Genomic DNA, 21,322 nt, shown 5'->3' with positions numbered 1-21,322 from the left:
CGCGACATGGTTCCAGCACTCACGCGGACGGGTGCACCGGGTGATCCGGGTCTCACCCGCTTGGCGGTTCAGGTCAGCCGGAACCGCACGCGGACGCCCGGGCGGGCCTGGGCGAGCGCGCTCAGCGCGGCGGGCCGCACGACGGCCGCGACGGGGTAGCCGCCGGTCGTCGGGTGGTCGGCGAGGAACACCACCGGCAGCCCGTTCGGCGGCACCTGGATCGCGCCCGTGACGACCCCTTCGCTGGGCAGCTCGCCGTCGATCGCGCGGCGCAGCGGCGTCCCGTCGAGGCGCAGGCCGACGCGGTTGGACTCCGCCGTGACGGTCCACCACGCGGAGAGCCCGCGCGCCGGGTCGGCGAGCCAGCCGTCGCGCGGGCCGAGCGTCACCGGCACCACCAGCTCGGCCGGCGCCGGTGCCGGGACGACGACGTCCGCGCCCGCCGGGATCCCGGCCGGCTCGCCGAGGGGCAGCACGGCCCCGGCTGCCAGCGGCTCGGGGCCGATGCCGGACAGGACGTCGCGGGAGCGGCTGCCCAGCACCTCCTCGACGGCGATCCCGCCGGACACCGCCAGGTAGCAGCGCAGACCGGCCGACGGCGTGCCGACGGTCAGCGTCTGCCCGGCCCGCACCGGCACCGGGACGTGGGAGCCGAAGGAGCGGCCGTCGACGGAGACATCGACGGCCGGGCCGGTCACCGCGACCGTCGCGGAGGAGGTGAGCCGCACCTCGATGCCGCCCAGCAGCGCTTCGATGCCCGCGGCCGTCGCGGGGTTGCCGACCAGCCGGTTCGCCAGCCGCAGGGACCCCGTGTCCAGCGCGCCGGACGGCGCGACCCCGAGGTGCGCGTAGCCGGGCCGGCCCAGGTCCTCGACCAGCGCGTACCGCCCGGGGTCGAGCACTTCGAGGGACCTCACCGGACGCTCCGGAAGCGGACGCGGTCGCCGGGCGCGAACAACGCGGGCGGGTCGGCGCGGGGGTCGAACAGCGTCGCCGACGTGTGGCCGAGCAGCCGCCAGCCACCCGGCGATTCGCGTGGGTAGACGCCGGTGAATTCGCCGGCCAGGCCCACCGACCCGGCCGGGACGCGGGTGCGCGGGGACTCCAGCCGCGGCTGCCGCAGCGGCGAGGGAAGCCCGGTCAGGTAGCCGAAACCGGGCGCGAAGCCGGTGAAGGCGACCGTGTAGACGGCTTCGGTGTGCAGCTCGACGACGGCGTCGGTGGAGATCCCGGCATCCGACGCGATCAGGGAGAGGTCTTCGCCGTCGTAACGGACGTCGAGAGTCACTTCGCGCGGTTCACCGGCGGGTGGGTGCGTCAGATCGGCGTCTTCGAGCAGGGCTTTCACGGCGGCGACCCCGCCGACGACGAGCAGGCTGCGAGCGCCGGGCACGAGGTCGACGACCCCGGCCGGGCGGGCGGCAGCCACGGTCGCGTGGGCCGCCCGCATCTGCTCGAGGGAGTCGCAGTCGAGCAGGGCGGCGTCCGCGCCACACGGCCGCCAGCGCACGGCGTCAGCCGACGACGCGGCGCAGCAGGGCCGAGGAGTGGGGCTGCATCTCCTGGCCCACCATCGCGCGTTCCTCGACGTAGCCGAGGGAGCCTTCGATCAGGCCGTACAGCCGCTGGGCCGCGGTGACGTCCTTGGCCGTGGCCGTGCGGATCACCGCGTCGGTGCCGAGCTCCCAGGACGTCTGGTTGCGTGGCTTGCCGTAGTACAGCTCGACGATGCCGGTGTTGTGGGTGAGCAGCAGCTCGATCGTGTCGTCCTCCTGCGGCCGCCAGAACCCGGACTCGCGGGCGGCCGGGCGGATGACGTTGCCGTCGTCGTCCAGCAGCCACGAACGGGCCTCGTGGATCAGGAAGGGGCGGCCGTCGTGGGAGATCGTCAGCTGCTGCGCGAACTTGTACGGGCCGTCGATGGTCGGGTAGTCGACCTCGCCCTCCCCGCGCCAGACGCCGACGAGCGGCAGCAGCGCGAGACAGGCGTCGTTGAGGTTCGGGCCCTCACGCAGGTTCGCGGTGTCGTTCGGGATGGGCAGGTCGTCCCACAGCGGGAGGTTGCGCGTACGGGTGCTCTCCGCACGGGCCTCCGCTGCCGCGATGGCTTCGTCGCCGCTGGCGGTCATGGGTCAGCGCTGGTCCGCGTACAGCCGGTAAACGACGTAGACGGCGAACCAGGTGATCGCGACGCCCGCCAGCACCAGGAGGGTCGTAAACAAGGCTTCCACGGCTGGCAGCTTAGTCCGCCGCCCCGCGTCCGGCCCCGCGCAGGGTCGCCACGGTGAGCACAGTCACCCGGCCGGAAACGCGAAGAAGGGCACCGCCACCGAAGTGGCGGTGCCCTTCCCGGGAACGAACGTCAGCCGACCGAGATGGCCAGCTGGTGCAGGCCCGGGCCCTCGGCCGTGACCGAAGCCTCGCCGTTGCCCGTGCGGTGCAGGGCGCGGACCGTCCAGTCACCCGGCGCCGCGTAGAAGCGGAAGTCGCCGTCGGCCGAGGAGACCACCTCGCCCGTGAAGTCGCCGCCGCCGTTCAGCAACCGGACGAACGCGCCGCCGACCGGCCCGTTCGCGCCCGTCACCTTGCCGGCGAGCACGACCTGCCCCCGGGTGTCGAAGTCCGCCGGCGTGGCCTCCTGGACCGGTGCGCCGCAGCTGTCGTCTACCGCCATCACTTGGCTCCCAACTCGACCGGCACGCCGACCAGCGAGCCGTATTCCGTCCACGAACCGTCGTAGTTCTTGACGTCCTCGTAGCCCAGCAGCTCGTGCAGCGCGAACCAGGCGATGGAGGAGCGCTCACCGATGCGGCAGTAGGCGATGGTGCCCTTGCCCTCGTCGATGCCCTCGTCCTTGTAGAGCTCCTTGATCTCTTCCTCGGTCTTGAAGGTGCCGTCCTCGTTGGCGACCTTCGCCCACGGCACGTTCAGCGCGCCGGGGATGTGGCCGGGAACCTGGGACTGCTCCTGCGGCAGGTGCGCCGGGGCGAGCAGCTTGCCGGAGAACTCGTCGGGCGAGCGCACGTCGACGAAGTTCTTCACGCCGATCGACTGGACGACCTCGTCGCGGAACGCGCGCAGCGACAGGTCCTGGTCCTGGGCCTTGTACTCGGTGCGGTCGCGCTTGACCTCGTCCGAGTTCAGCTCGCGGCCGTCGAGCTCCCACTTCTTGCGGCCGCCGTCGAGCAGCTTGACCTTCTCGTGGCCGTACAGCTTGAAGTACCAGTACGCGTACGCCGCGAACCAGTTGTTGTTGCCGCCGTAGAGGATGACGAGGTCGTCGTTCGAAATGCCCTTCTCCGACAGGAGCTTCTCGAAGCCCTCCTTGGAGACGAAGTCGCGGCGCACCCCGTCCTGCAGGTCCTTCCGCCAGTCGAACTTCACCGCGCCCCGGATGTGGCCGGCGTCGTAGGCGGTGGTGTCCTCGTCGACCTCGGCGAACACGACGCCGGGGGTGTCCAGGTTCTCCTCGGCCCACTGGGTGGTGACCAGGACGTCTTCACGGCTCATGAGAACAGAACTCTCTTTCTGGGTTGGACTTCAGGACGACGCGCGGGCGGGGCTGAAGCGCTTGATGAGCAAGTACATTTCGCAGCCGAGGCAGAAGTTGAAGGCCGCGTTGAGGAAGGCCGCGAACAGCGCGAACGCCGTCGCGACGATGCCGAGCGGGGCGATTCCCGCGGCGAAACCGATCGTGCCGACCAGGGCGAACACGAACCCGACGGCCTGGGCGAACCGCAGCGGCGCCGCGTCCTCGCGCTCGGACGTCGGGCCGAGGCGCGGGGCCACGAGCGCGCGGTACACGATCGAGTAAGGCGCCGGCTTGAGCCCGACGAACGCGCCGATGGCGAACACGACGGTCTGGATCGCCAGCAGCGGCCACCACTGGGTGACCAGGACGACCGCGAGCACGATCGTGGTCAGGATGGCGGCGAACCGCGGGCCACGCGGGTCGACGGCCGGTCCGGCGGACATGGTTCCTCCAGCTGGGGCAAAGCGGGGTGCGTGCGAACGGCACGCTTCAGCGGCATCGGGGCTGGGCGGGACCGGACGTGCTTCAGCGCCGGTCGGAGGAAGCGCGACACAGGCTGCTGCGGACGCGGCAGAGGTCGACTGCGCGTCGCTGCGTCAAGAAGGTGGTCAGCCCGGTCACGGGTGCGAGGGTACCCAGAGCTCTCTCAGGGTGGGAACCACGTTCATACCTTGGGACGATTCCCAGTACTCGGGACAATCGCTGGTCAGGACGTCCGGGTCGTGAGATGGGGCCGCAGCGCGTCCAGCAGCTCAGGGCCCTTGGGGACGCCGCCGACGCGCAGCAGCTCCCGGCCGTCCGGCGTCAGCGCGATCGTGGTCGGCGTCCGCAGGACGGACAGCGACTGCGCGACCTCCGGGGAGTTCGTGACGTCGAGTTCGACGTGGTGCAGGCCGTCGGTGCGCTCGGCCAGCGGCTCGAGCACGGCCTTCGCGTGCCGGCAGGGCGCGCAGAAGGTGGTGGAGATCTGGACCAGCGTGACGGCGGACGCCGGGTCGAGCACGTCGGTGACGGGGCCGGGCAGCGCACGGCCGGCGGGCTTGGCGTTCCGGACCCGGCCGTTGCGCGCCTTCAGCAGCAGGCCGACGGCCGTGGCCACCACCAGCACCGCCACGAGCACCCACAGCCCCGTCACCGGCGGCTCCTTACCTGCTCAGGTCCGCGAAGGACACGTTCGTCGCTTCGCCCTTGATCGTCACCGATCCGCTCTGCACCCGCACGCCGGTCGGGGTGACCGACAGCGGCAGGTCCTTCGTGCTGATCGACGCCTTGAAGTTCGGCATCAGCGCGTTCTGCACCGCCTGGGGAACGACCGTCGTCTCCTGGTCATTCCCGAACTGCAGCCGCTTGGGGACGAAGTCGATCGTCCCGCCCTTCGCGTCGGCCTCGATCATCGCGAAGCAGAAGATTTCCAGATCCTTGCCCGCGAACGGAAGGTGTCCCGAAATGCGGACGCCGGTGCTCGACTCGTCCTGGTCGGCCTGGCCCTCGGTGGTCGTCGTGGTCGGCGTCGGCTCGCTCTGCCCGCTGTCGCCGTTCTGGACGTACTGGGTGGTCGACGGCTCGATCCGCAGGTCCTTGATCTTGTCCAGCGGCGACAGGCGCGCGAGGTCGGCGGCCTTGACGGTCACCGAGCCGGTCAGCTTGCCGATCGTGATCGCCTTCGTGTTGCCGTTGGTGAGGTCCGACAGCGGCGCGGTGACGTCCTCGAGCTCGGCGTTCACGGCGACGTCCTGGAGCTTGCCGGCGACCGGCACGCCCGCGGCGGACACGCTGATGTGACTGTAGTCACCGCCCAGGGCCTGCGTGAGGAACGGGAAGCCGTGGATCGTCACCGACGGGTCGTCGGTCAGCTGCAGCTGCGTACGGGCCTTCTGCGAGATCATGTGCTCGGCGTACGCCGCGGCCCCGAAATCGGCGCCGACCAGCAGCAAGACCAGGACGACGAGCGCGATCACCCAGCGGCGGGCCCGGCGCCCGCGGCGCCGCGCGTCCGGCCTCGGTGCGGGTCGGTCGTCCCGGGTCACGGGCCTGCTCACCATCGCGTCCGTACTCCTGTTCGTCGGGGACACCCGGGAGTTCCTCCAGGTGTGATCGATCCAGCAAGGGTTAGGTGCCCGGCCGTTCAGCCGCTATTCTCACTTAGCACCGGCGAACGCCACCTGTGAGGCGACGACTTGTGAAGGCGGTGCGGCTGATGAGCCTGGACCTTCTGGTACTGACTGCGGAAGCCGACGCCACTTCGGTGCTCCCCGCGCTGGACCTGCTGCCGCACACCGTACGCGTCCGCGCTCCCGAGGTGACGGCCCTGCTCGACGCGGGCCACCGCGACGTGATCCTCCTCGACGCCCGCAGCGACCTGGCCTCGGCGAAGAGCCTCTGCCGGCTGCTCAAGGGCACCGGCGAGGACGAGGCCGCGACCCCGATCATCGCCGTCGTCGGCGAGGGCGGGCTGGTCGCGGTGAGCGCCGAGTGGCGCACCGACGACATCCTCCTGCCGACCGCGGGCCCGGCCGAGGTCGACGCCCGGCTGCGGCTGGTGACGACCCGCGACGGCGGTTCCCAGCAGGTCGACGCCGAGCTGCGCGTCGGCGAGCTGGTCATCGACGAGGCGACCTACACCGCCCGCCTGCGCAAGCGCACCCTGGAGCTGACCTACAAGGAGTTCGAGCTGCTCAAGTACCTCGCCCAGCACGCCGGCCGGGTCTTCACCCGCGCCCAGCTGCTGCAGGAGGTCTGGGGCTACGACTTCTTCGGCGGCACCCGCACGGTCGACGTGCACGTCCGGCGGCTGCGCGCGAAGCTCGGCCCCGAGCACGAGCAGATGATCGGCACCGTGCGCAACGTCGGCTACAAGTTCGAGCGGCCCGCCAAGGGCGGCGTCCCCCGCCAGGCGGCGGTCCCGGCCGAAGCACCGGCGGAGACCCCCGAGCTCGCGCACTGACGCCATCACACTTTCCAGGACGCGGTGACAGCCGTCGCGTTGCCTCCGGCGCGGGTACGGTCGCAGGGTGACTGGAGACGGCGAGTGGCGCCAGGAACTGGACGACAAGCAACTCGACGACGTCCGCGGGCTGCTGCTGGCCGTCCGCGACGCCGATGGGCGGCCGGAGGTCGAACCCGACGGGCCGCTGCCTGGTGAGTTCGACGGCGGTGAGCACCTCGTCGCCTGCGTCGAGGGCGAGGTCGTCGGCTACGCCCACCTCGACACCACCGGCGACTCCTTCGGGCACCAGGTCGCCGAGCTGTTCGTGCACCCCGCCCACCGCGACCGCGGCTACGGCGCGAAGCTCCTGCGGGCGGTCGACGAGCGGGCCGCCGTCGGCTTCCGCATCTGGGCGCACGGCGACCACCCGGCGGCGCGGAAGCTGGCGCAGAAGGTCGGCTTCGAGCGCAAGCGCGAGCTGCTGATCCTGCACACCGACGTCAAGGACGCGGACTGGCCGGAGCCGCGGCTGCGTGACGGCGTCTCGCTGCGCACGTTCGTGCCGGGGCAGGACGAGGACGCCGTAGTGCGGGTCAACGCGCGGGCCTTCGACTGGCACCCCGAACAGGGCGCGCTGACCGCCGACGACATCCGCGCCGACGAGGCTCGTCCGTGGTTCGACGCCGACGGGTTCTTCCTCGCCGAAGAACAGGGCGAGGTCATCGGCTTCCACTGGACGAAGGTCCACGAGCCGACGCCGGGCCGGTTCGGCGGCGAGCGCGTCGGCGAGGTCTACGTCGTCGGCGTCGACCCGGCGGCGCAGGGCGGCGGGCTCGGGCGGGCGCTGACGCTGGCCGGCCTGCGGTACCTCGCGAGCCGGGGGCTGGGGCAGATCATCCTGTACGTCGAGGGCGACAACGCCCCGGCGCTCGCGGTCTACACCAAGCTCGGGTTCACGCGTCACGAAACCGACGTCCAGTACGGTCGGTGACCACGGTCGACGCGGCGCGAGCGGCTCGTCACTGAGGGCATACGCGCAGGTCACGGCCAGGACACGGCGCCCTTCCAGGCTAGTAGCACTCCTCACATCGGGCGCCTTGTTCACTTCGCGTTCATTTGATGAGGGCCGACCGTCCACCAGGGCTGCCTAATGTCCGGATCCGTTGCGGCACCACGCCGCGGCGACCCGGTCAAGCTCCTGATGGAGGAAACAGCAGTGAAGATCATGCGGCCCCTGAGCGCGGTGGGCATCGTCGCGAGCGCCGCCCTCGTGCTCGCCGCCTGTGGTTCCGACCCCGCGGCGTCCAACAGCAGCAGCTCGAACTCGGCTTCGGCGCCCGCTGCCACCGGCACCGCCGACGTGGAGTGCGGTGGCAAGAGCCCGCTCTCCGCGGAAGGTTCGTCGGCGCAGAAGAACGCCATCGACATCTTCACGCAGCAGTACGGCAAGAAGTGCTCCGGCCAGCAGGTCAACTACAACCCGAGCGGCTCGGGCGCGGGCGTCAAGCAGTTCAACGCCAACCAGATCGACTTCGGCGGCTCGGACTCGCCGGTCACCGGCGCGGACCTCGAAGCCGCCAACAAGCGTTGCGCGAGCGACGCCTGGAACATCCCGATGGTCGTCGGCCCGGTGGCCGTCGCCTACAAGCTGTCCGGTGTGGACAAGCTGACGCTGACCCCGTCGGTCGTCGCGAAGATCTTCAGCGGTGGCATCACCAAGTGGAACGACCCGGCCATCAAGGCGGTCAAGGGCAACGAGAGCCTGAACCTGCCGGACAAGCCCATCCAGGTCGTCTCGCGCGCCGACGAGTCGGGCACCACCGACAACTTCCAGAAGTACCTGTCCGCGGCGGCCAAGGCCGACTGGACCAAGGGTGCCGGCAAGAAGTTCAACGGCGGCGTCGGCAACGGTGCCCAGGGCTCCAACGGTGTCGCGACCGCGGTGAAGGCCTCCGACGGCGGCATCACCTACGTCGAGGGCGCGTTCGCCAAGGACGGCCTGACCCCGGCGCTGATCGACAGCGGCTCCGGCGGCGTCGAGCTCAACGCGGCGAACGTGGCGAAGTCCCTCGACGCGGCCAAGTTCCTCAAGGACGGCTCGAACGACCTCGCGCTCGACCTGAACGCGATCTACGCCAGCAACACCCCGGGTGCCTACCCGCTGCTGCTGACGACCTACGAGATCGTCTGCTCGAAGTACGCGAACCCGGACGTCGCGAAGGCCGTCAAGGCGTTCCTGACGGTGGCCGCCACCGACGGCCAGCAGCCGCTGTCCGCCAAGGGCTACGTGCCGATCCCGCAGTCGCTGCAGACGAAGGTCCTGGCCGCCGTCAAGGCCATCTCCTGACCCGGCGTTGCGACTGACATCCGAGTGATAGAGGCTGGTCAGAAGTAGCTGATGAGCGAGTCATCCTCGACGCGAACGCCCACCGGCGACCCCGGTGGGCGTTCGTCGTCCGCCACGACGCCCCCGGAGGTCCCGATTTCGGAGCAACCAGGCTCCCCGGCGGCGCCGCAGCCGCCCGCGAGCGAGAAAGCGAAGAAGGTGCGGCCCGGTGACCGCATCTTCCAGAACCTGACCACCGGGGCCGGGATCTTCGTCGTCGCCCTGATCGGCCTGATCGGGCTCTTCCTGCTCATCCAGGCGATCCCGGCGCTGAAGGCCGACAAGGTCAACTTCCTGACCAACCACGGCTGGTCGACCAGCGACCCGGCGAACATGTCGTTCGGCATCCTCGACCTGCTCGAGGTCACCGTGGCGACGTCGGTCGTGGCGCTGATCATCGCGATGCCGATCTCGCTGGGCATCGCGCTGTTCCTGACGCAGTACGCGCCGTCGCGGCTCGCCCGGCCGTTCGCGTACATCATCGACCTGCTCGCCGCGGTGCCGTCGATCATCTTCGGCCTGTGGGGCATCCTCGTGTTCGCCCCGGCGATCGAGCCGTTCGCGCAGTGGATCAACGACACGTTCTCGTGGTTCCCGATCCTCGCGCCCGGCAACGTCGCGCCCAGCGTGCGCGGCACCATCTTCACCGCCGGCATCGTGCTGGCCGTGATGATCCTGCCGATCATCACGTCGCTGTCCCGCGAGGTGTTCGAGCGGACGCCGACGCCGCACATCGAAGGCGCGCTCGCCCTCGGCGCGACGCGCTGGGAGGTCATCCGCACGACGGTGCTGCCGTTCGGCAAGGCGGGCTACGTCGGCGCGTCCATGCTCGGCCTCGGCCGCGCACTGGGCGAGACGATCGCCCTCGCCGTCATCCTGCTGATCCCGCAGGGCAAGAACTTCGACTGGAGCCTCTTCGACGGCGGCGCGACCTTCGCCTCGAAGATCGCCGCGAACTACAGCGAGTTCAACAACGAGGTCTCGGCCGGCGCGTACATCGCGGCCGGCCTGGTGCTGTTCGTGCTCACGTTCGTCGTGAACTTCTTCGCGCGGTCCATCATCGGCAAGAAGGGGGACTGAGCATGTCCACCACGCTCGAAGCTCCCGCGACGACCCCGGCGTTCCAGCAGGTCAGCCTGGGCCGCAAGGTCAAGAACGGGCTGGCGACCACACTGGTCTGGCTGTCGTTCCTGATCGCCGTCGTCCCGCTGGTGTGGGTGCTGTACACGGTGATCGCGTACGGCATCAAGCGCATCCCGTACAGCAACTGGTGGTCCGAGGACTTCGGCTCGGTCCTGTCCGACGAGGTCGGCGGCGGCGTGCTGCACGCCATCATCGGCACCCTGCTGCAGGGCCTGGTCTGCGCGGTCATCGCGGTGCCGATCGGCATGCTCGTCGCGATCTACCTCGTCGAGTACGGCCGCAACGGCAAGCTCGCCAAGGCGACCACGTTCATGGTCGACATCCTCTCCGGTGTCCCGTCGATCGTGGCGGCGCTGTTCATCTACGCGCTGTGGATCACCACGCTCGGGCTGCCGCGCAGCGGTTTCGCCGTGTCGCTGGCCCTGGTGCTGCTGATGATCCCGGTCGTCGTCCGGTCGTCGGAGGAGATGCTGCGGATCGTCCCGGACGACCTGCGCGAGGCGTCGTACGCGCTGGGCGTGCCGAAGTGGAAGACGATCATGAAGATCGTGCTGCCGACGGCGCTGTCCGGCATCGTCGGCGGCGTCATGATGGCGCTGGCCCGCGTGATGGGCGAGACGGCGCCGCTGCTGGTCCTGGTCGGGTACTCGGCCTACACGAACTGGGACATCTTCCACGGCGAGCAGGCGGCCCTGCCGCTGCTGATGAACAACGAACGGGTCAGCAACCCGATGGACCCGGGCTCGGTCGGCTTCGACCGGATCTGGGGCGCGGCACTGACCCTGGTGCTCATCATCGCCGTCATCAACCTCCTCGCCACCGTGTTCGCGCGCCTTGTCGCCCCGAAGAAGAAGTGAGCTGTCAGTCATGGCCAAGCGAATCGACGTCAAGGACGTGGACATCTACTACGGCAAGTTCCACGCCGTGGACGGCGTCACCCTCTCGGTGCCGCCGCGCAACGTCACCGCGTTCATCGGCCCGTCGGGCTGCGGCAAGTCGACGGTGCTGCGGACGCTGAACCGCATGCACGAGGTCATCCCGGGCGCCCGCGTGGACGGCCAGGTGCTCCTGGACGGCGAGGACATCTACGCGTCGGCGGTCGACCCGGTGCAGGTGCGCCGCACGATCGGCATGGTGTTCCAGCGTCCCAACCCGTTCCCGACGATGTCCATCAAGGACAACGTGGTGGCGGGCCTGAAGCTGGGCGGCACCAAGGGCAAGAAGACCCTCGACGACATCGCCGAGCGCGCCCTGCGCGGCGCGAACCTGTGGAACGAGGTCAAGGACCGCCTGAACAAGCCGGGCGGCGGCCTGTCGGGTGGTCAGCAGCAGCGGCTGTGCATCGCGCGGGCGATCGCGGTGCAGCCGGACGTCCTGCTGATGGACGAGCCGTGCTCGGCCCTGGACCCGATCTCGACGCTCGCGATCGAGGACCTGATCGGCGAGCTGAAGAAGGACTACACGATCGTCATCGTGACGCACAACATGCAGCAGGCGGCGCGGGTTTCCGACCAGACGGCGTTCTTCAACCTGGCGGGCGTGGGGCAGCCGGGCCGGCTGGTGGAGCTCAACGACACGGAGAAGATCTTCTCCAACCCGGACGAAAAGGCCACGGAAGACTACATTTCCGGCCGCTTCGGCTGAGTCGTCGTTGGGGGACAAGGCCTTTCTCGCCGGTGCTCGGGGTCGGCGAGAAAGGCCTTTTCTTTTGTCCTTTGTGGATCACCGCTTGGGGGTGTACCGCAGCGTCAGGATTCCCGATTCCCACGTTTTGCTTTCCACCAGCCGCAGTTCCCGCCGCCGTTCGGTGAACATCGGCTGCCCCGCGCCGATCGCCGTCGGGTAGAGCTTGATCCAGTACTCGTCGACCAGCCCTTCGCGGACGAACTGCCGCACGATCGACACCCCGCCGAAGAGCACCATGTCCTTGCCGGGCAACGCCTTCAGCTTCGCGACCTCCCCGGCGAGGTCGCCGGCCAGGCGGTGGGGTGCGGCCACTTCGGTCAGCGACCGCGAGAAGACCACCTGCGGCGTCGAAATCATCCACGTGGCGAAGTCGGCCAGCTCGGCCGGGCTCGCCGGGTCGGCCGCCTGGGCACGGAAGTTCTGCTCGATCCCGTGGTGGAAGTTCCGGCCCGTGAGGATCGTGTCGACGCGCCCGCGCAGCTCGTCCGACAGGGCGATGTTCAGCTCGGGGTCGGGGAGCATCCAGTCCAGCTCGCCCGCCGGGCCGGCCAGGTGGCCGTCGAGGGTGAGGTTGACGTAGGCGATGACCTTGCGCATGTCCGGCTCCTTCGTGGGGTGTGCTGTCACCCGTTGAGAGACACGCGTGCCGCGAAACTCGTCGGTCGCCACGAAAAAGGCCCCTGACCTGCGCCAGGGGCCTTTTCGAAGAGGGTGCTCAGATGTCGTCGTCGGAGCCGTAGCCCGGCATCTTGCCGGTCACCACGAAGATCATCCGCTTCGCGACCGACACCGCGTGGTCGGCGTAGCGCTCGTAGAAGCGGCCCAGCAGGGTCACGTCGACGGCTGCGGCCACGCCGTGCGGCCACTCGCGGTCCATGATCACCGTGAACAGGTGGCGGTGGATGTCGTCCACCTGGTCGTCGTCGGACTCGAGCGTCTTCGCCGCTTCGACGTCCTTGGACTTGATGACCTGCTCGGTCTGCCGGGCCAGCTTCACCGCGACCTCGCCCATCTCGGCGAAGTACGGCCGCACCGCCTCGGGCAGCACCGGCTCGGGGTGGCGGCGCCGCGCGGCCTTCGCCACGTGCAGCGCCAGGTCGCCCATCCGCTCCAGGCTTTCGGCGGCGTGGATCGCCGCCAGCACCGTGCGCAGATCGGTCGCCACGGGCGCCTGCAGGGCCAGCAGGGCGTACGCCTGCTCCTCGCACTGGGCGCGGGCGTCGTCGACCTTCGCGTCGTCGCTGATCACCTGTTCGGCGAGACTGAGGTCGACCTCCAGCAGTGCCCGCGTGGCGCGCTCCATGGCGTCGGCGACCTGGACCGACATCGCGGCCAGGTGGTCGGCGAGCTGTTCGAGTTCGACATGGTAAGCCTCACGCATGGCCCAACCCTACGGCCAACCGTGACCAAACACCGCATCGCCGGGTGAACCGCACGTGAACCCGGTCTAACGATCCTCGCGAGTCAGCCGGTGGTGCCGCTCTTCTTGCTCGTGGTCGACTTCGACGTGCTGGTCTTCGACTTGGACGTGCTCGTCGGCGGCGGCTGCTCGCTCTGCGGGACGGGCGCGTTCGGGTCCGGCAGCGGGGTGTTGTTGCGCAGCGCATCGAAGAGGGCCTTGGTCTTGCTGACGACGAGGACTTCGTTGCCGCGGCTGTTGGCCACGCCGACCGTCGGCACGGTCAGGAACGAGATCTTGGACGGGTCCAGGCCCTTCATCGACTGCGCCAGCGTCATCATCTGCTTGACGCCGAGGTTGTCGCCGAAGGTGGCCTTCGCGAACGCCGTGATGAAGTCGCTGAGCTTGCCGGGGTCGAGCACGACGTCCGACGACATGACCTTCCGCAGCAGCGCGCCGATGAACTCCTGCTGCCGCTTGATGCGGCCGTAGTCGGACGTCGGGTCGCCCTTGACGTGCCGGGCGCGCACGAAGTTCAGGGCCTGGTCACCGGAGATCGTGACGTCGCCGGTCTCCAGCAGCACCTTGCCGAGAACGGAGTCGTCGATCGGGATCTCGTTGTGGATGGTGACGCCGTGGACGGCGTCGACCATCTCCTTGAAGCCGTTGAAGTCGATGCCGACGAAGTGGTTGATCCGCAGCCCGGTGATCTGCTGGATGACCTTCGTGACGCACGACGGCCCGCCGACGGCGTACGCGGTGTTGAGCTTCGCGATCTTCTGGGCGGGGACCTTCTCGTCGGTGTTCTTGCTCTGCGCGGGATCCCAGCGCTGGCACTCGGGCCGGTTGATCTCGAGGTCGCGCGGGAAGGAGGTGACGACGACGCGTTTCCGGTCGGCCGGGATGTGCGCGACCATCACGGTGTCGCTCCGGGCGCCCGGAGTGCTGTCGGCGGTGCCGACGCCTTCCTCGGCGGACGCGCCGTCGCGGGTGTCGGAGCCGACCATCAGGAAGTTCTCGTCGTTGGCCTGCGCGTCGGCGTCCTGGATGTCGGACGAGTTCTCGTCGAGCGCGGAGACCTGCGTGAACTTGGCGTCGAAGTAGGTCTGCGCGCCCCAGGCGCCCCCGATGCCGAGGAAGACGAGCCCGGCGACGACGGCAGCGGCGATCCGGCCGAACCGGGCCGAGCGCTCGATCTTCCGGGCCTTCTTCTCCTGGAGCCGGGTCTGCGCGGCTTCTTCCGCGGCTTCTTCGGGCGACGGCGTAGGCGTGACGACACGCTGAAGCGCTGTACGCGTGCTCTCGATGAGCGAAGCGGGCGAGAGGCGTTCGCGGCGTTCGCGGCGCTTCGCTTCCTCGGCTTCCATCTCGTCGTGGGCGGCGGAGAACCGGGCGAGGGTGTGGTCGATCTTGCGGCGGTACTGCGTGGCCTCGTCGATCGCTTCCATCTCGTCGGTCATGGTGAGCGGATCGAGCTCGGTGCGGGCCGGCACCGCACCAGGACGCCGCTTGGGAGCATCGGCGACCGGAGGACGCTTCTGGGTGGGAGCATCGACGCCGGTTTCGGCGGGTGCGACGGCACCATCGGCCGCGGCGCGGCGCGGGCCGGGGCTGTCGGGCGTGGCACCCGGGCGCCGAGGTCCGGCCGCTTCGGTTGCCCCGGTTGCTCCGGCCAGGCGAGGCGCGGGCCCGTCGGCGTGCGTGCGGCGCGGCCCTTCGGCCGCGGGACGACGGGCCGGCCGCTGCGGAGTGGCCGCCTCGGAGCTGTCGGGCCCGGGGCGCCGGGAGGCGGCTTCGGGCGCTCCGGCCCGGCGAGCCGCGGGGCGCTGCGGTGCGGCCGCTTCCGGAGAGTTTTCGGTGCGCCGAGCGGCAGCGGGGCCGTCGGAGGTGCCGCGCCGAGCGGCGGCGCCCGGGCGTTGAGGTGCGTCGGGAGCGCTTTCAGCAGCCCGGCGGGCGAGACCTGCCGGGCGTGCGGCCGCTTCGGGGGAGCCTTCGGGACCCTGGCGGCCTTCGGCGGCAGCGCGTCGGCCGGCCGGGCGGGGTGCGGCGGCTTCGGCCGAGCTTTCCGGACTGGGGCGTCCTTCGGCGGCGCGGCGGGCCGGCCGCGCCGCGGTTGCCTCGGAAGAACCTTCGGAACCGGGGCGTCCTTCGGCGGGGCGTCGGGCCGGGCGCGGCGCAGCTACCTCGGAAGAACCTTCGGAAGCCGCGCGGCGGCCTGCCGGACGCGGCGCGGCTGCCTCGGCCCCCTCCGGCACTGCGCCGCGGCGAGCCGGACCACCGGGCGCCGCCGGGCGCTGCGGTGCGGCTCTCTCCCCCTCCGGAGCCGGCCGACGCATGCGCCGCGGGGGCTGGGGGGCCGCCGCCGTCTGCTGGGGGCCTGGGTTGGCCGCCGGGGGCCTGCGCTGGAGCGGGGCCTCGGGTGCCGGTGCCGCCGCCGTCGTGCGGCGCGGCTGGCGCGGCCTCGGCGGGCGTGGTTGACGAGTGGCGTCCGTGGGTACTGGGTCTTCGGCGGGTTCCGCCGACCGCGAGTGCGGCTCGGCGGCGCGGGCCCGGCGTCCCGGCTGTTCGGGACGGTCCTCGCGCGCCGGGAGGGGGCGAACGCCGGTGGACTTGGCGACGACGTCGGAGACGCTGATCCCGCCCTGGTCCTCCATCGACCGGCGCCTGCCGGTGCGGGGCCGCGCGGGACCGTCCGAACGGCGACCGGTTCCCGGGCTGTCGTGCTCGTCCGGCACTCGGTCTCCTTTCGCGCGATCGAAGGCGGGGTCGTGACTTGGCCGTCTTCCCCCGCGAGAGGTGATCGTTCCCCCGGAGGTTTTCGTTATCGTACGGATACCCCCCGTTCGTGACGACACCCTCCCGGAATTTTCTTCACCTTGAGTCGACGAACGGCCGCTGGCCGTCGACAAACGGGTGACCGATGCCCGCAGCTTTCCGGGGTAATGGGCCGTTTACGTTACTCAGAGTGGGTTATTAACCGCGTGCTTTGCGCGCCCTGATAGGCGACTTTGTTCCGTCCGGCCCGTTTCGCGGCGTAAAGCAGGTCATCGGCGCTGCGCAGCTGGCGCGCCGGCGCGCCCGACCCCTCGTGGGCCAGGCCGGCGCTGATGGTCACGCGCAGTCCCGGCTGCAGTTCTGACCAGGGATGACGGGCGACGCGCACGCGGGCCGCGTCGACGATCTCCACGGCGTGCCCGGCGTCGACGCCGGGCAGCCACAGCACGAACTCCTCGCCGCCGTAGCGGGCGCAGAAGCCGTCCGGCGGCAGCTTTTCCTGGAGCAGGTCGGCCACCCGGCGGAGGACGCGGTCGCCGACGAGGTGACCGTACGTGTCGTTCACGCGCTTGAAGCGGTCGAGATCGACGAGCGCGATGCCGAGCGGCCCTGGCTGCCGGTCGGCGAACGGTCCGGACAACCGCTCGTCGAGGTACCGACGGTTGTAGCTCGACGTCAGCGCGTCGCGCAGGCTGCCGTCGCGGGCGATGTCCAGCGCCGAGCGGAGGTGCTGGTAGGCGCGCCGCCAGTCGCCCTGGGTGGCGAAGAGCGTCGCGACGGCCTCGTGCAGGCGGAGCAGGTCCGGCGCGTCCGGGCTCCGGCGCAGCACGGCTTCGTCCCCGGCGACCATGCCCACCTCCACCACGCATTGGTTGTCGTCGTAGCGGAGGTCGCGCTTGAGGACGAAGGTGAATTTCGCTCAAACGGGAGTACGGCAGTGACGCTCCGGAGTCAAACCGTCAGAGTCCGGAGAACGGCTCGATCCCCTTGAGCTGGGCGAACTGGTCTTTGGCCCAGTAACTCACATTAGCCGTTTCGTCGTTCAGTAGCTCTTGGTAGTCGGTCCACGGAACCCAGCGCCAGTCGCCGACCTCGGCCGGGTTCGGCTCCGGCTCGGCGTCGGCCCAGGCGGCGAAGACCGGGCAGAACTCGTTCTCGACGATGCCCTGGAACGGCGGCGTCCGGTACCGGTACTTCGGCAGCACGCAGTGCAGGCCGGACAGCGACGGCAGCCCGAGCTCGTAGCCGGCGCGCCGGCGGACGGCGTCCTCGAGGGACTCGCCCGGCGCCGGGTGGCCGCAGACGCTGTTGGTCCAGACCCCTGGCCAGACCTTCTTGTGCAGCGCGCGCTGGGTGATCAGCAGGGCGTTGTCCGCGCGTCGCAAGACGTAGCAGGAGAAGGCCAGGTGCAACCGGGTGTGCTCGTGGTGGCTGGCCAGCTTCGGGCCGGTTTCGCCGGTGGGCACGCCGTCTTCGGTGACGAAGACGACCTGCTCGGTCTCGGGTTCGGTCGCGATGTCCACCACCCCAGTGAACACGACGGACGACCGGCGCCCGTACCGCGATGCGGGTGGGTTACCGGCGGTCCGCCCGGCCGGGTGACGGGTCGTTACCGCGCGTCGAGGTGCTCGACGATGAGCGTGGTGACGGCTTCCGGCGCCTCTTCCGGCGCCCAGTGCGTGACGTCTTCCAGCATTTCGAACCGGTAGGGGCCGGTGACCCAGTTCGCGGTGTCGAGCGCGGCGGTCGAGCCGAACGAGACGTCCTCGGTGCTCCAGATGTAGAGCGTCGGCACGGAGATCTTGCCGATCTTCCCGCCGGGCCGGCCGGCGCGGTACCAGTTGAGGGCCGCGGTGAGCGCGCCCGGCTCGGACAGCCGCTGCACGTAGTCGTCGACCTTCGACGGCGGCAGCCGCCGCTCGAACATCTCCCGCAGCGCGCGGCCGTCGTTCTCGAGCATCCGCCGCTCGGTGACGCGGGTCTGGCGCCACTCGGTCATGTACCGCGTCCGCAGGTGCTGGTCCTCGTCGGTCTTCATGGCGTCGGCGAGCGCGGCGGGGTGCGGCGTGGAGACGACGGTGAGGCTGCGCAGCCGTTCGGGGTGCGCGTCGGCGGTCCACCAGGCGACGGCGCCGCCCCAGTCGTGCCCGACGAGGTCGAACTGCTGCCAGCCGAGCCGTTCGGTGATCGTGACGACGTCCCCGACGAGGTGATCGATGGAGTAGTCGGCGGCCTGCTCGGGCCGCACGTCGGGCGAGTAGCCACGCTGATCGGGCGCGACGGCCCGGTAGCCGAGCACCCCGAGGGTGGCGACCTGGTGCTCCCACTCGACGGCGGCCTCGGGGAAGCCGTGCAGCAGCAACACGGGCCGGCCGTCTTCAGGCCCGGCCGCGATGGCGTCGAAGGAACCGGCTTCGGTGGGGATGCTGATGTGGTCGATCACGAGGCCGAATCTACTTCGCCCGGTTGAACGTTCGGTGTCAGCGTCGCTCGACTTCGCTGCCCGGACCCAGCAGGCCGGCACCGGCCAGCCGGGTGCCGTCGGTCACGCGCACCGTGAGACCGGCCTTGCCGGCGAGCGGCGTGAGGTCGGCTTCGTCGACGTCGACGAGTTGAAGCGTGCGCAGCTCGGTCAGCCTGCCGAGTGGTGCCAGGTCCACGGCGGGACAGCTGCGCAGCCGGAGATCGGTCAGGCTCGCGGACCACTCGGTGACGGCCGAGATGTCCCGGAGCGCCCGGCAGGAGTCGAAGCTCAGCGTGCGCGGTGCGGCCAAGAAGGACACTGGATTCAAGTCCGTGAGGTCGGCGACCTGGTACAGGGCCAGCGAAGGCAAATAGCTCAGCGGTGTCAGCTCTGCCAGCGTCCCGGGGTCCTGGACCCAGCTCAGTTGCAGGTGTTCCAGGTGCCGCAGCCGCGCGAACCGCGACCACCCGTGGGTCTCCACGTCGGTGATGAAGGTGGTCAGGCCGGGTATGTCCGCGAGCACGCCGATGTCGACGGACCCGGGCAGCGGATTTCCCATCAAGGTGATGCGTTCCAGCGCGGTTCCGGCCAGCGAACGCAGGTCGAACCCGGCTAGGTCGCCGACGCCGAGGCTGCGCAGCCGGGGCAGCTTCCGGACGAACCCGAGGTCTCCGTAGCCCGCCTCGAACCAACAGTCGAGTTTTTCGAGGTACCGCAGGTGTTCCAGGCCATCGAGCAGCGCCGGGTCGGTCACGTGCAGGTAGCCGTCCGGCAAGACGGCATGGGCGAGCACGCTCTCGGCGTACTCGGCCGGATCGAACCGTTCCCGCGCCGCGACCAGTTCCTTCACCACAGCGGGGTCCGACCGCCCGCCGAAGCGGGTCAGCAGTTCCAGTGCACCCTGGCCACCGATCAACCCGATCGCGCGGACGGTCGCCGCCGCGGTCTCGGGTTCGGCGGGATCGCATTCGGCGAGGAGGTCGAGAACGAACTCGCCCGCCTTCGCGAGGAATTCCGCCCGGCCCTTGTTCTTGGGCGGGATCAGTGCCGCGGTCCGGCGGTGGATTTCCGAGCGCAACCGGTCGGGCAGCTCGGGTGAAGTTTCCAGGCACGCCAACGCCACCAGGCTGAGCTGGGTGACCCGGCGGTCGAGAATGCCCTGGATCAGCTTCTCCCGCTGCGCCGGGTACGCGTGACCGGCTGCCAGGACGACGACCTCACGCCAATCGTCACGATCGGCGTTCGCCACCAGGATGCCGATGTCGTCTTCTTCGACCGCCGCCTTGGCCGCGAGGTACTCGCCGAAGGTCCGGTGCACGAAGTCGATCCTCCCCGGCACCGGCTCCCGGAGTACCCCGCCACGATCGAGCAGGTGCCGGAACACCTTGTGCGGGCTGGCGTCGATCTGACCCATCGACGCCAGCTTCGCCGCGATCCGCGTCTCCGCGTCTTCTGCAGCGATGTCCGCGTGCCCGTTGCGGACCAGCCAGTACGCCAGGTACCGCAGCAGCACGAGCTTTTCGGTGAGCGACAGCCGGACGTCGGATTCGATCCGCCGTTCGACGTCACGGCTGTCGAGCAACATCCGCAGGGCGACTTCGTACAGCTCCATCCGGTTGTCCGGAAGCTGCCCGTTGCCTTCGTGGTGCAACGCGCACAACAGCGCGCACAGCAACGGGTTCTCGGCCAGCCGCCGCAAGGCACTGCGCGTGCCGATGGCCGCAACCAGAGCGTCACGGCGCTCGGCCAGGTGCTCGCCCATCGCCGCGTGCCAGCGGGTGACGAACGTCCGGACATCGCGTGGCGTCATCGGCTGCAGCCGCACCTCGGTGAAGTCCTCGGCGGAGAGCCAGCCCGGCCCCACCGCGGCCGGACGCGTCGTGACGACGTACCGGGCGCGCGGGAACGTCTCGATCAGCTCGCCGAGCCATTCCCGCACCTCGGGGCGGCGTTCCTCGGGCAGCTCGTCGATCCCGTCCACGAGCACGACGGCCCGGCCCTGGCGCAGGCGCCGGTGCACCCAGCCCTTCGGCATTTCGTCGGCGATGTGCCGGCCGACGTCGTCGAGGAACCGCTCCGGTGCCGGCAGCGGAGACCAGCTGAACTGCCGCAACCGCACCAGGAACGGTTCGAGATCGTCCCAGCCGTCGATGTTCCGCAGCTCCCGGTTCGCGCACTTGACGGCCAGCCACTGCAGCATGGTCGTCTTGCCGGAGCCCGCTTCGCCCCGGATCAGGATCCGCCGGGTCTGGGGAAGGACGTGCTCGATCCGGTCCGCCGGCATGCCTTCCCGGTCGGTGCTGACGGTGAGACTGAGGTAGGCGACCGACAGCGGGTACAGCCGGGTCGCGTCGGTCAGGCCCGCGCCGAACAGGGCCATCCGGTCCAGCGCTGTGACCACCTGGCGGCGGAAGTCCGCCGCGAAGTCTTCCGGGTGGCGGCGTTCGGGCAATGCCGCCAGGACGTTGCGGACCGTTTCCAGGATCTCCGTCTCGCGGCGCAGTACTTCGACCAGCGCGCCCGGCTGGAAGCGGGGCAAGGTGCTCGTCACCTGCACCAGGTATGCGCAGCACTCCCGCAGGACCCGCTGGTACAGCTCGGTCGCGTCCGCCGAGAGGAGCGTGGTCACGCCGGGGACCGTTCGGAGCAGGTAGCGGTAGAGGTACGCCGCGTCGAGGTCGGTGGCGAACAGGTCGTCGTCGGTCAGGGCGGCTTCGTCGAACGTTTCGCGGACCGCGTCCACCGCTGCGGCCCGCTCGTTCTCCGGCAGCGCCCGGAACTCGACGTCCAGGAAGGGCAGCAGCCGGTCCGCTACCCGCGATTCCAGGTTGGTGAACAGCAGGCGGAGCTTGCGGCGGTCGTTCAGGCCGGTGACCTGCTTCTCCAGCAGGTCGAGTGCCTTGGCCGAAGCGTCGGCGGCGATCGGGCGGTCGCCCAGCCAGATCTTCGCGGCGGCCTTCACCACCGCTGTCGTCAACGCGATCGCCGAGGCTTCGAGGCTCACCGCGCCA

The 21,322-nt window shown here is 70.2% G+C and carries 21 protein-coding genes; 6 read left to right on the top strand and 15 right to left on the bottom strand.

The genetic code is table 11. From position 1 onward, the window contains the following. Nucleotides 1–68: 68 nt before the first annotated feature. The 8 genes from AB0J40_RS04865 to AB0J40_RS04830 form a co-directional block, all read right to left on the bottom strand. The gene (locus AB0J40_RS04865) at nt 69–917 is read right to left on the bottom strand and encodes a biotin-dependent carboxyltransferase family protein (protein ID WP_364447690.1); all 849 of its coding nucleotides are present in this window, start codon (nt 915–917) and stop codon (nt 69–71) included. Beyond that, a complete protein-coding gene (locus tag AB0J40_RS04860; RefSeq protein ID WP_364447688.1) occupies nt 914–1,510 on the bottom strand; it encodes an allophanate hydrolase subunit 1 in 597 nt (198 codons plus the stop codon). Before AB0J40_RS04860 ends, AB0J40_RS04865 begins: the two co-directional genes overlap by 4 nt. A 4-nt stretch (nt 1,511–1,514) precedes the next feature. Continuing rightward, complete coding sequence (locus AB0J40_RS04855; RefSeq protein WP_364447685.1) at nt 1,515–2,129, bottom strand: FABP family protein; 615 nt, start codon at nt 2,127–2,129, stop codon at nt 1,515–1,517. A 233-nt stretch (nt 2,130–2,362) separates the two neighbouring features. Beyond that, nucleotides 2,363–2,674, bottom strand: coding sequence for a DUF1416 domain-containing protein (locus AB0J40_RS04850; protein WP_364447682.1), 312 nt, complete (start codon nt 2,672–2,674; stop codon nt 2,363–2,365). Continuing rightward, nucleotides 2,674–3,510: a sulfurtransferase gene (locus AB0J40_RS04845; RefSeq protein WP_364447680.1), complete on the bottom strand. Its 837-nt coding sequence runs from the start codon at nt 3,508–3,510 to the stop codon at nt 2,674–2,676. Before AB0J40_RS04845 ends, AB0J40_RS04850 begins: the two co-directional genes overlap by 1 nt. Nucleotides 3,511–3,540: 30 nt before the next feature. Next, nucleotides 3,541–3,975, bottom strand: a complete 435-nt coding sequence (locus AB0J40_RS04840; protein ID WP_364447678.1) for a DUF4395 domain-containing protein — start codon at nt 3,973–3,975, stop codon at nt 3,541–3,543. 263 nt (nt 3,976–4,238) lie between these two features. Continuing rightward, complete coding sequence (locus tag AB0J40_RS04835; RefSeq protein WP_364447675.1) at nt 4,239–4,667, bottom strand: thioredoxin family protein; 429 nt, start codon at nt 4,665–4,667, stop codon at nt 4,239–4,241. Nucleotides 4,668–4,677: 10 nt separating this feature from the next. Then, nucleotides 4,678–5,574 (bottom strand): DUF2993 domain-containing protein, encoded by an 897-nt coding sequence (locus tag AB0J40_RS04830; RefSeq protein WP_364447672.1) that lies wholly within the window; start codon nt 5,572–5,574, stop codon nt 4,678–4,680. A 155-nt stretch (nt 5,575–5,729) separates the two neighbouring features. Here AB0J40_RS04830 and AB0J40_RS04825 point away from each other — a divergent pair, with 155 nt between their 5' ends. The 6 genes from AB0J40_RS04825 to pstB all read left to right on the top strand — a co-directional run bounded on the left by AB0J40_RS04825 (nt 5,730) and on the right by pstB (nt 11,631). After that, nucleotides 5,730–6,476, top strand: a complete 747-nt coding sequence (locus AB0J40_RS04825) for a response regulator transcription factor (RefSeq protein ID WP_364447669.1) — start codon at nt 5,730–5,732, stop codon at nt 6,474–6,476. Nucleotides 6,477–6,543: 67 nt separating this feature from the next. Continuing rightward, nucleotides 6,544–7,449: a mycothiol synthase gene (gene mshD, locus AB0J40_RS04820; protein ID WP_364447667.1), complete on the top strand. Its 906-nt coding sequence runs from the start codon at nt 6,544–6,546 to the stop codon at nt 7,447–7,449. A gap of 225 nt (nt 7,450–7,674) precedes the next feature. Beyond that, the gene (pstS, locus tag AB0J40_RS04815; RefSeq protein ID WP_364447664.1) at nt 7,675–8,805 is read left to right on the top strand and encodes a phosphate ABC transporter substrate-binding protein PstS; all 1,131 of its coding nucleotides are present in this window, start codon (nt 7,675–7,677) and stop codon (nt 8,803–8,805) included. A 198-nt stretch (nt 8,806–9,003) separates the two neighbouring features. After that, nucleotides 9,004–9,924 carry a phosphate ABC transporter permease subunit PstC gene (gene pstC, locus AB0J40_RS04810; RefSeq protein WP_364448686.1) on the top strand — a complete coding sequence of 307 codons (921 nt, stop codon included), beginning with the start codon at nt 9,004–9,006 and terminating at the stop codon, nt 9,922–9,924. Between the two features lie 2 nt (nt 9,925–9,926). Beyond that, on the top strand, nt 9,927–10,844 hold the full coding sequence (pstA, locus tag AB0J40_RS04805) for a phosphate ABC transporter permease PstA (RefSeq protein ID WP_364447661.1): 918 nt from the start codon (nt 9,927–9,929) through the stop codon (nt 10,842–10,844). A gap of 10 nt (nt 10,845–10,854) precedes the next feature. Beyond that, a complete protein-coding gene (gene pstB / locus AB0J40_RS04800) occupies nt 10,855–11,631 on the top strand; it encodes a phosphate ABC transporter ATP-binding protein PstB (RefSeq protein ID WP_086862623.1) in 777 nt (258 codons plus the stop codon). Nucleotides 11,632–11,709: 78 nt separating this feature from the next. On the opposite strand, the gene AB0J40_RS04795 is transcribed toward pstB, so the two are convergent. From AB0J40_RS04795 to AB0J40_RS04765, 7 genes are all read right to left on the bottom strand, one after another. Next, nucleotides 11,710–12,270: a dihydrofolate reductase family protein gene (locus tag AB0J40_RS04795; protein WP_364447658.1), complete on the bottom strand. Its 561-nt coding sequence runs from the start codon at nt 12,268–12,270 to the stop codon at nt 11,710–11,712. 118 nt (nt 12,271–12,388) lie between these two features. Then, nucleotides 12,389–13,054 (bottom strand): phosphate signaling complex protein PhoU, encoded by a 666-nt coding sequence (gene phoU / locus AB0J40_RS04790; RefSeq protein ID WP_364447655.1) that lies wholly within the window; start codon nt 13,052–13,054, stop codon nt 12,389–12,391. Between the two features lie 83 nt (nt 13,055–13,137). Next, the gene (locus AB0J40_RS04785; RefSeq protein WP_364447653.1) at nt 13,138–14,565 is read right to left on the bottom strand and encodes an LCP family protein; all 1,428 of its coding nucleotides are present in this window, start codon (nt 14,563–14,565) and stop codon (nt 13,138–13,140) included. Between the two features lie 1,463 nt (nt 14,566–16,028). After that, nucleotides 16,029–16,697, bottom strand: coding sequence for a GGDEF domain-containing protein (locus AB0J40_RS04780; RefSeq protein WP_364447650.1), 669 nt, complete (start codon nt 16,695–16,697; stop codon nt 16,029–16,031). Between the two features lie 109 nt (nt 16,698–16,806). Next, on the bottom strand, nt 16,807–17,370 hold the full coding sequence (idi, locus tag AB0J40_RS04775) for an isopentenyl-diphosphate Delta-isomerase (protein WP_364447647.1): 564 nt from the start codon (nt 17,368–17,370) through the stop codon (nt 16,807–16,809). A gap of 86 nt (nt 17,371–17,456) precedes the next feature. Then, nucleotides 17,457–18,290: an alpha/beta hydrolase gene (locus AB0J40_RS04770; RefSeq protein ID WP_364447644.1), complete on the bottom strand. Its 834-nt coding sequence runs from the start codon at nt 18,288–18,290 to the stop codon at nt 17,457–17,459. 37 nt (nt 18,291–18,327) lie between these two features. Further along, a complete protein-coding gene (locus AB0J40_RS04765; protein WP_364447641.1) occupies nt 18,328–21,315 on the bottom strand; it encodes an NACHT domain-containing protein in 2,988 nt (995 codons plus the stop codon). Between the last annotated feature and the right edge of the window lie 7 nt (nt 21,316–21,322).

The sequence above is a fragment of the Amycolatopsis sp. NPDC049691 genome, from assembly GCF_040675005.1.
Lineage (GTDB): Bacteria > Actinomycetota > Actinomycetes > Mycobacteriales > Pseudonocardiaceae > Amycolatopsis.
Note: the sequence above shows the minus strand (reverse complement) of the source record. Positions and strands in the feature narration are given on the sequence as shown.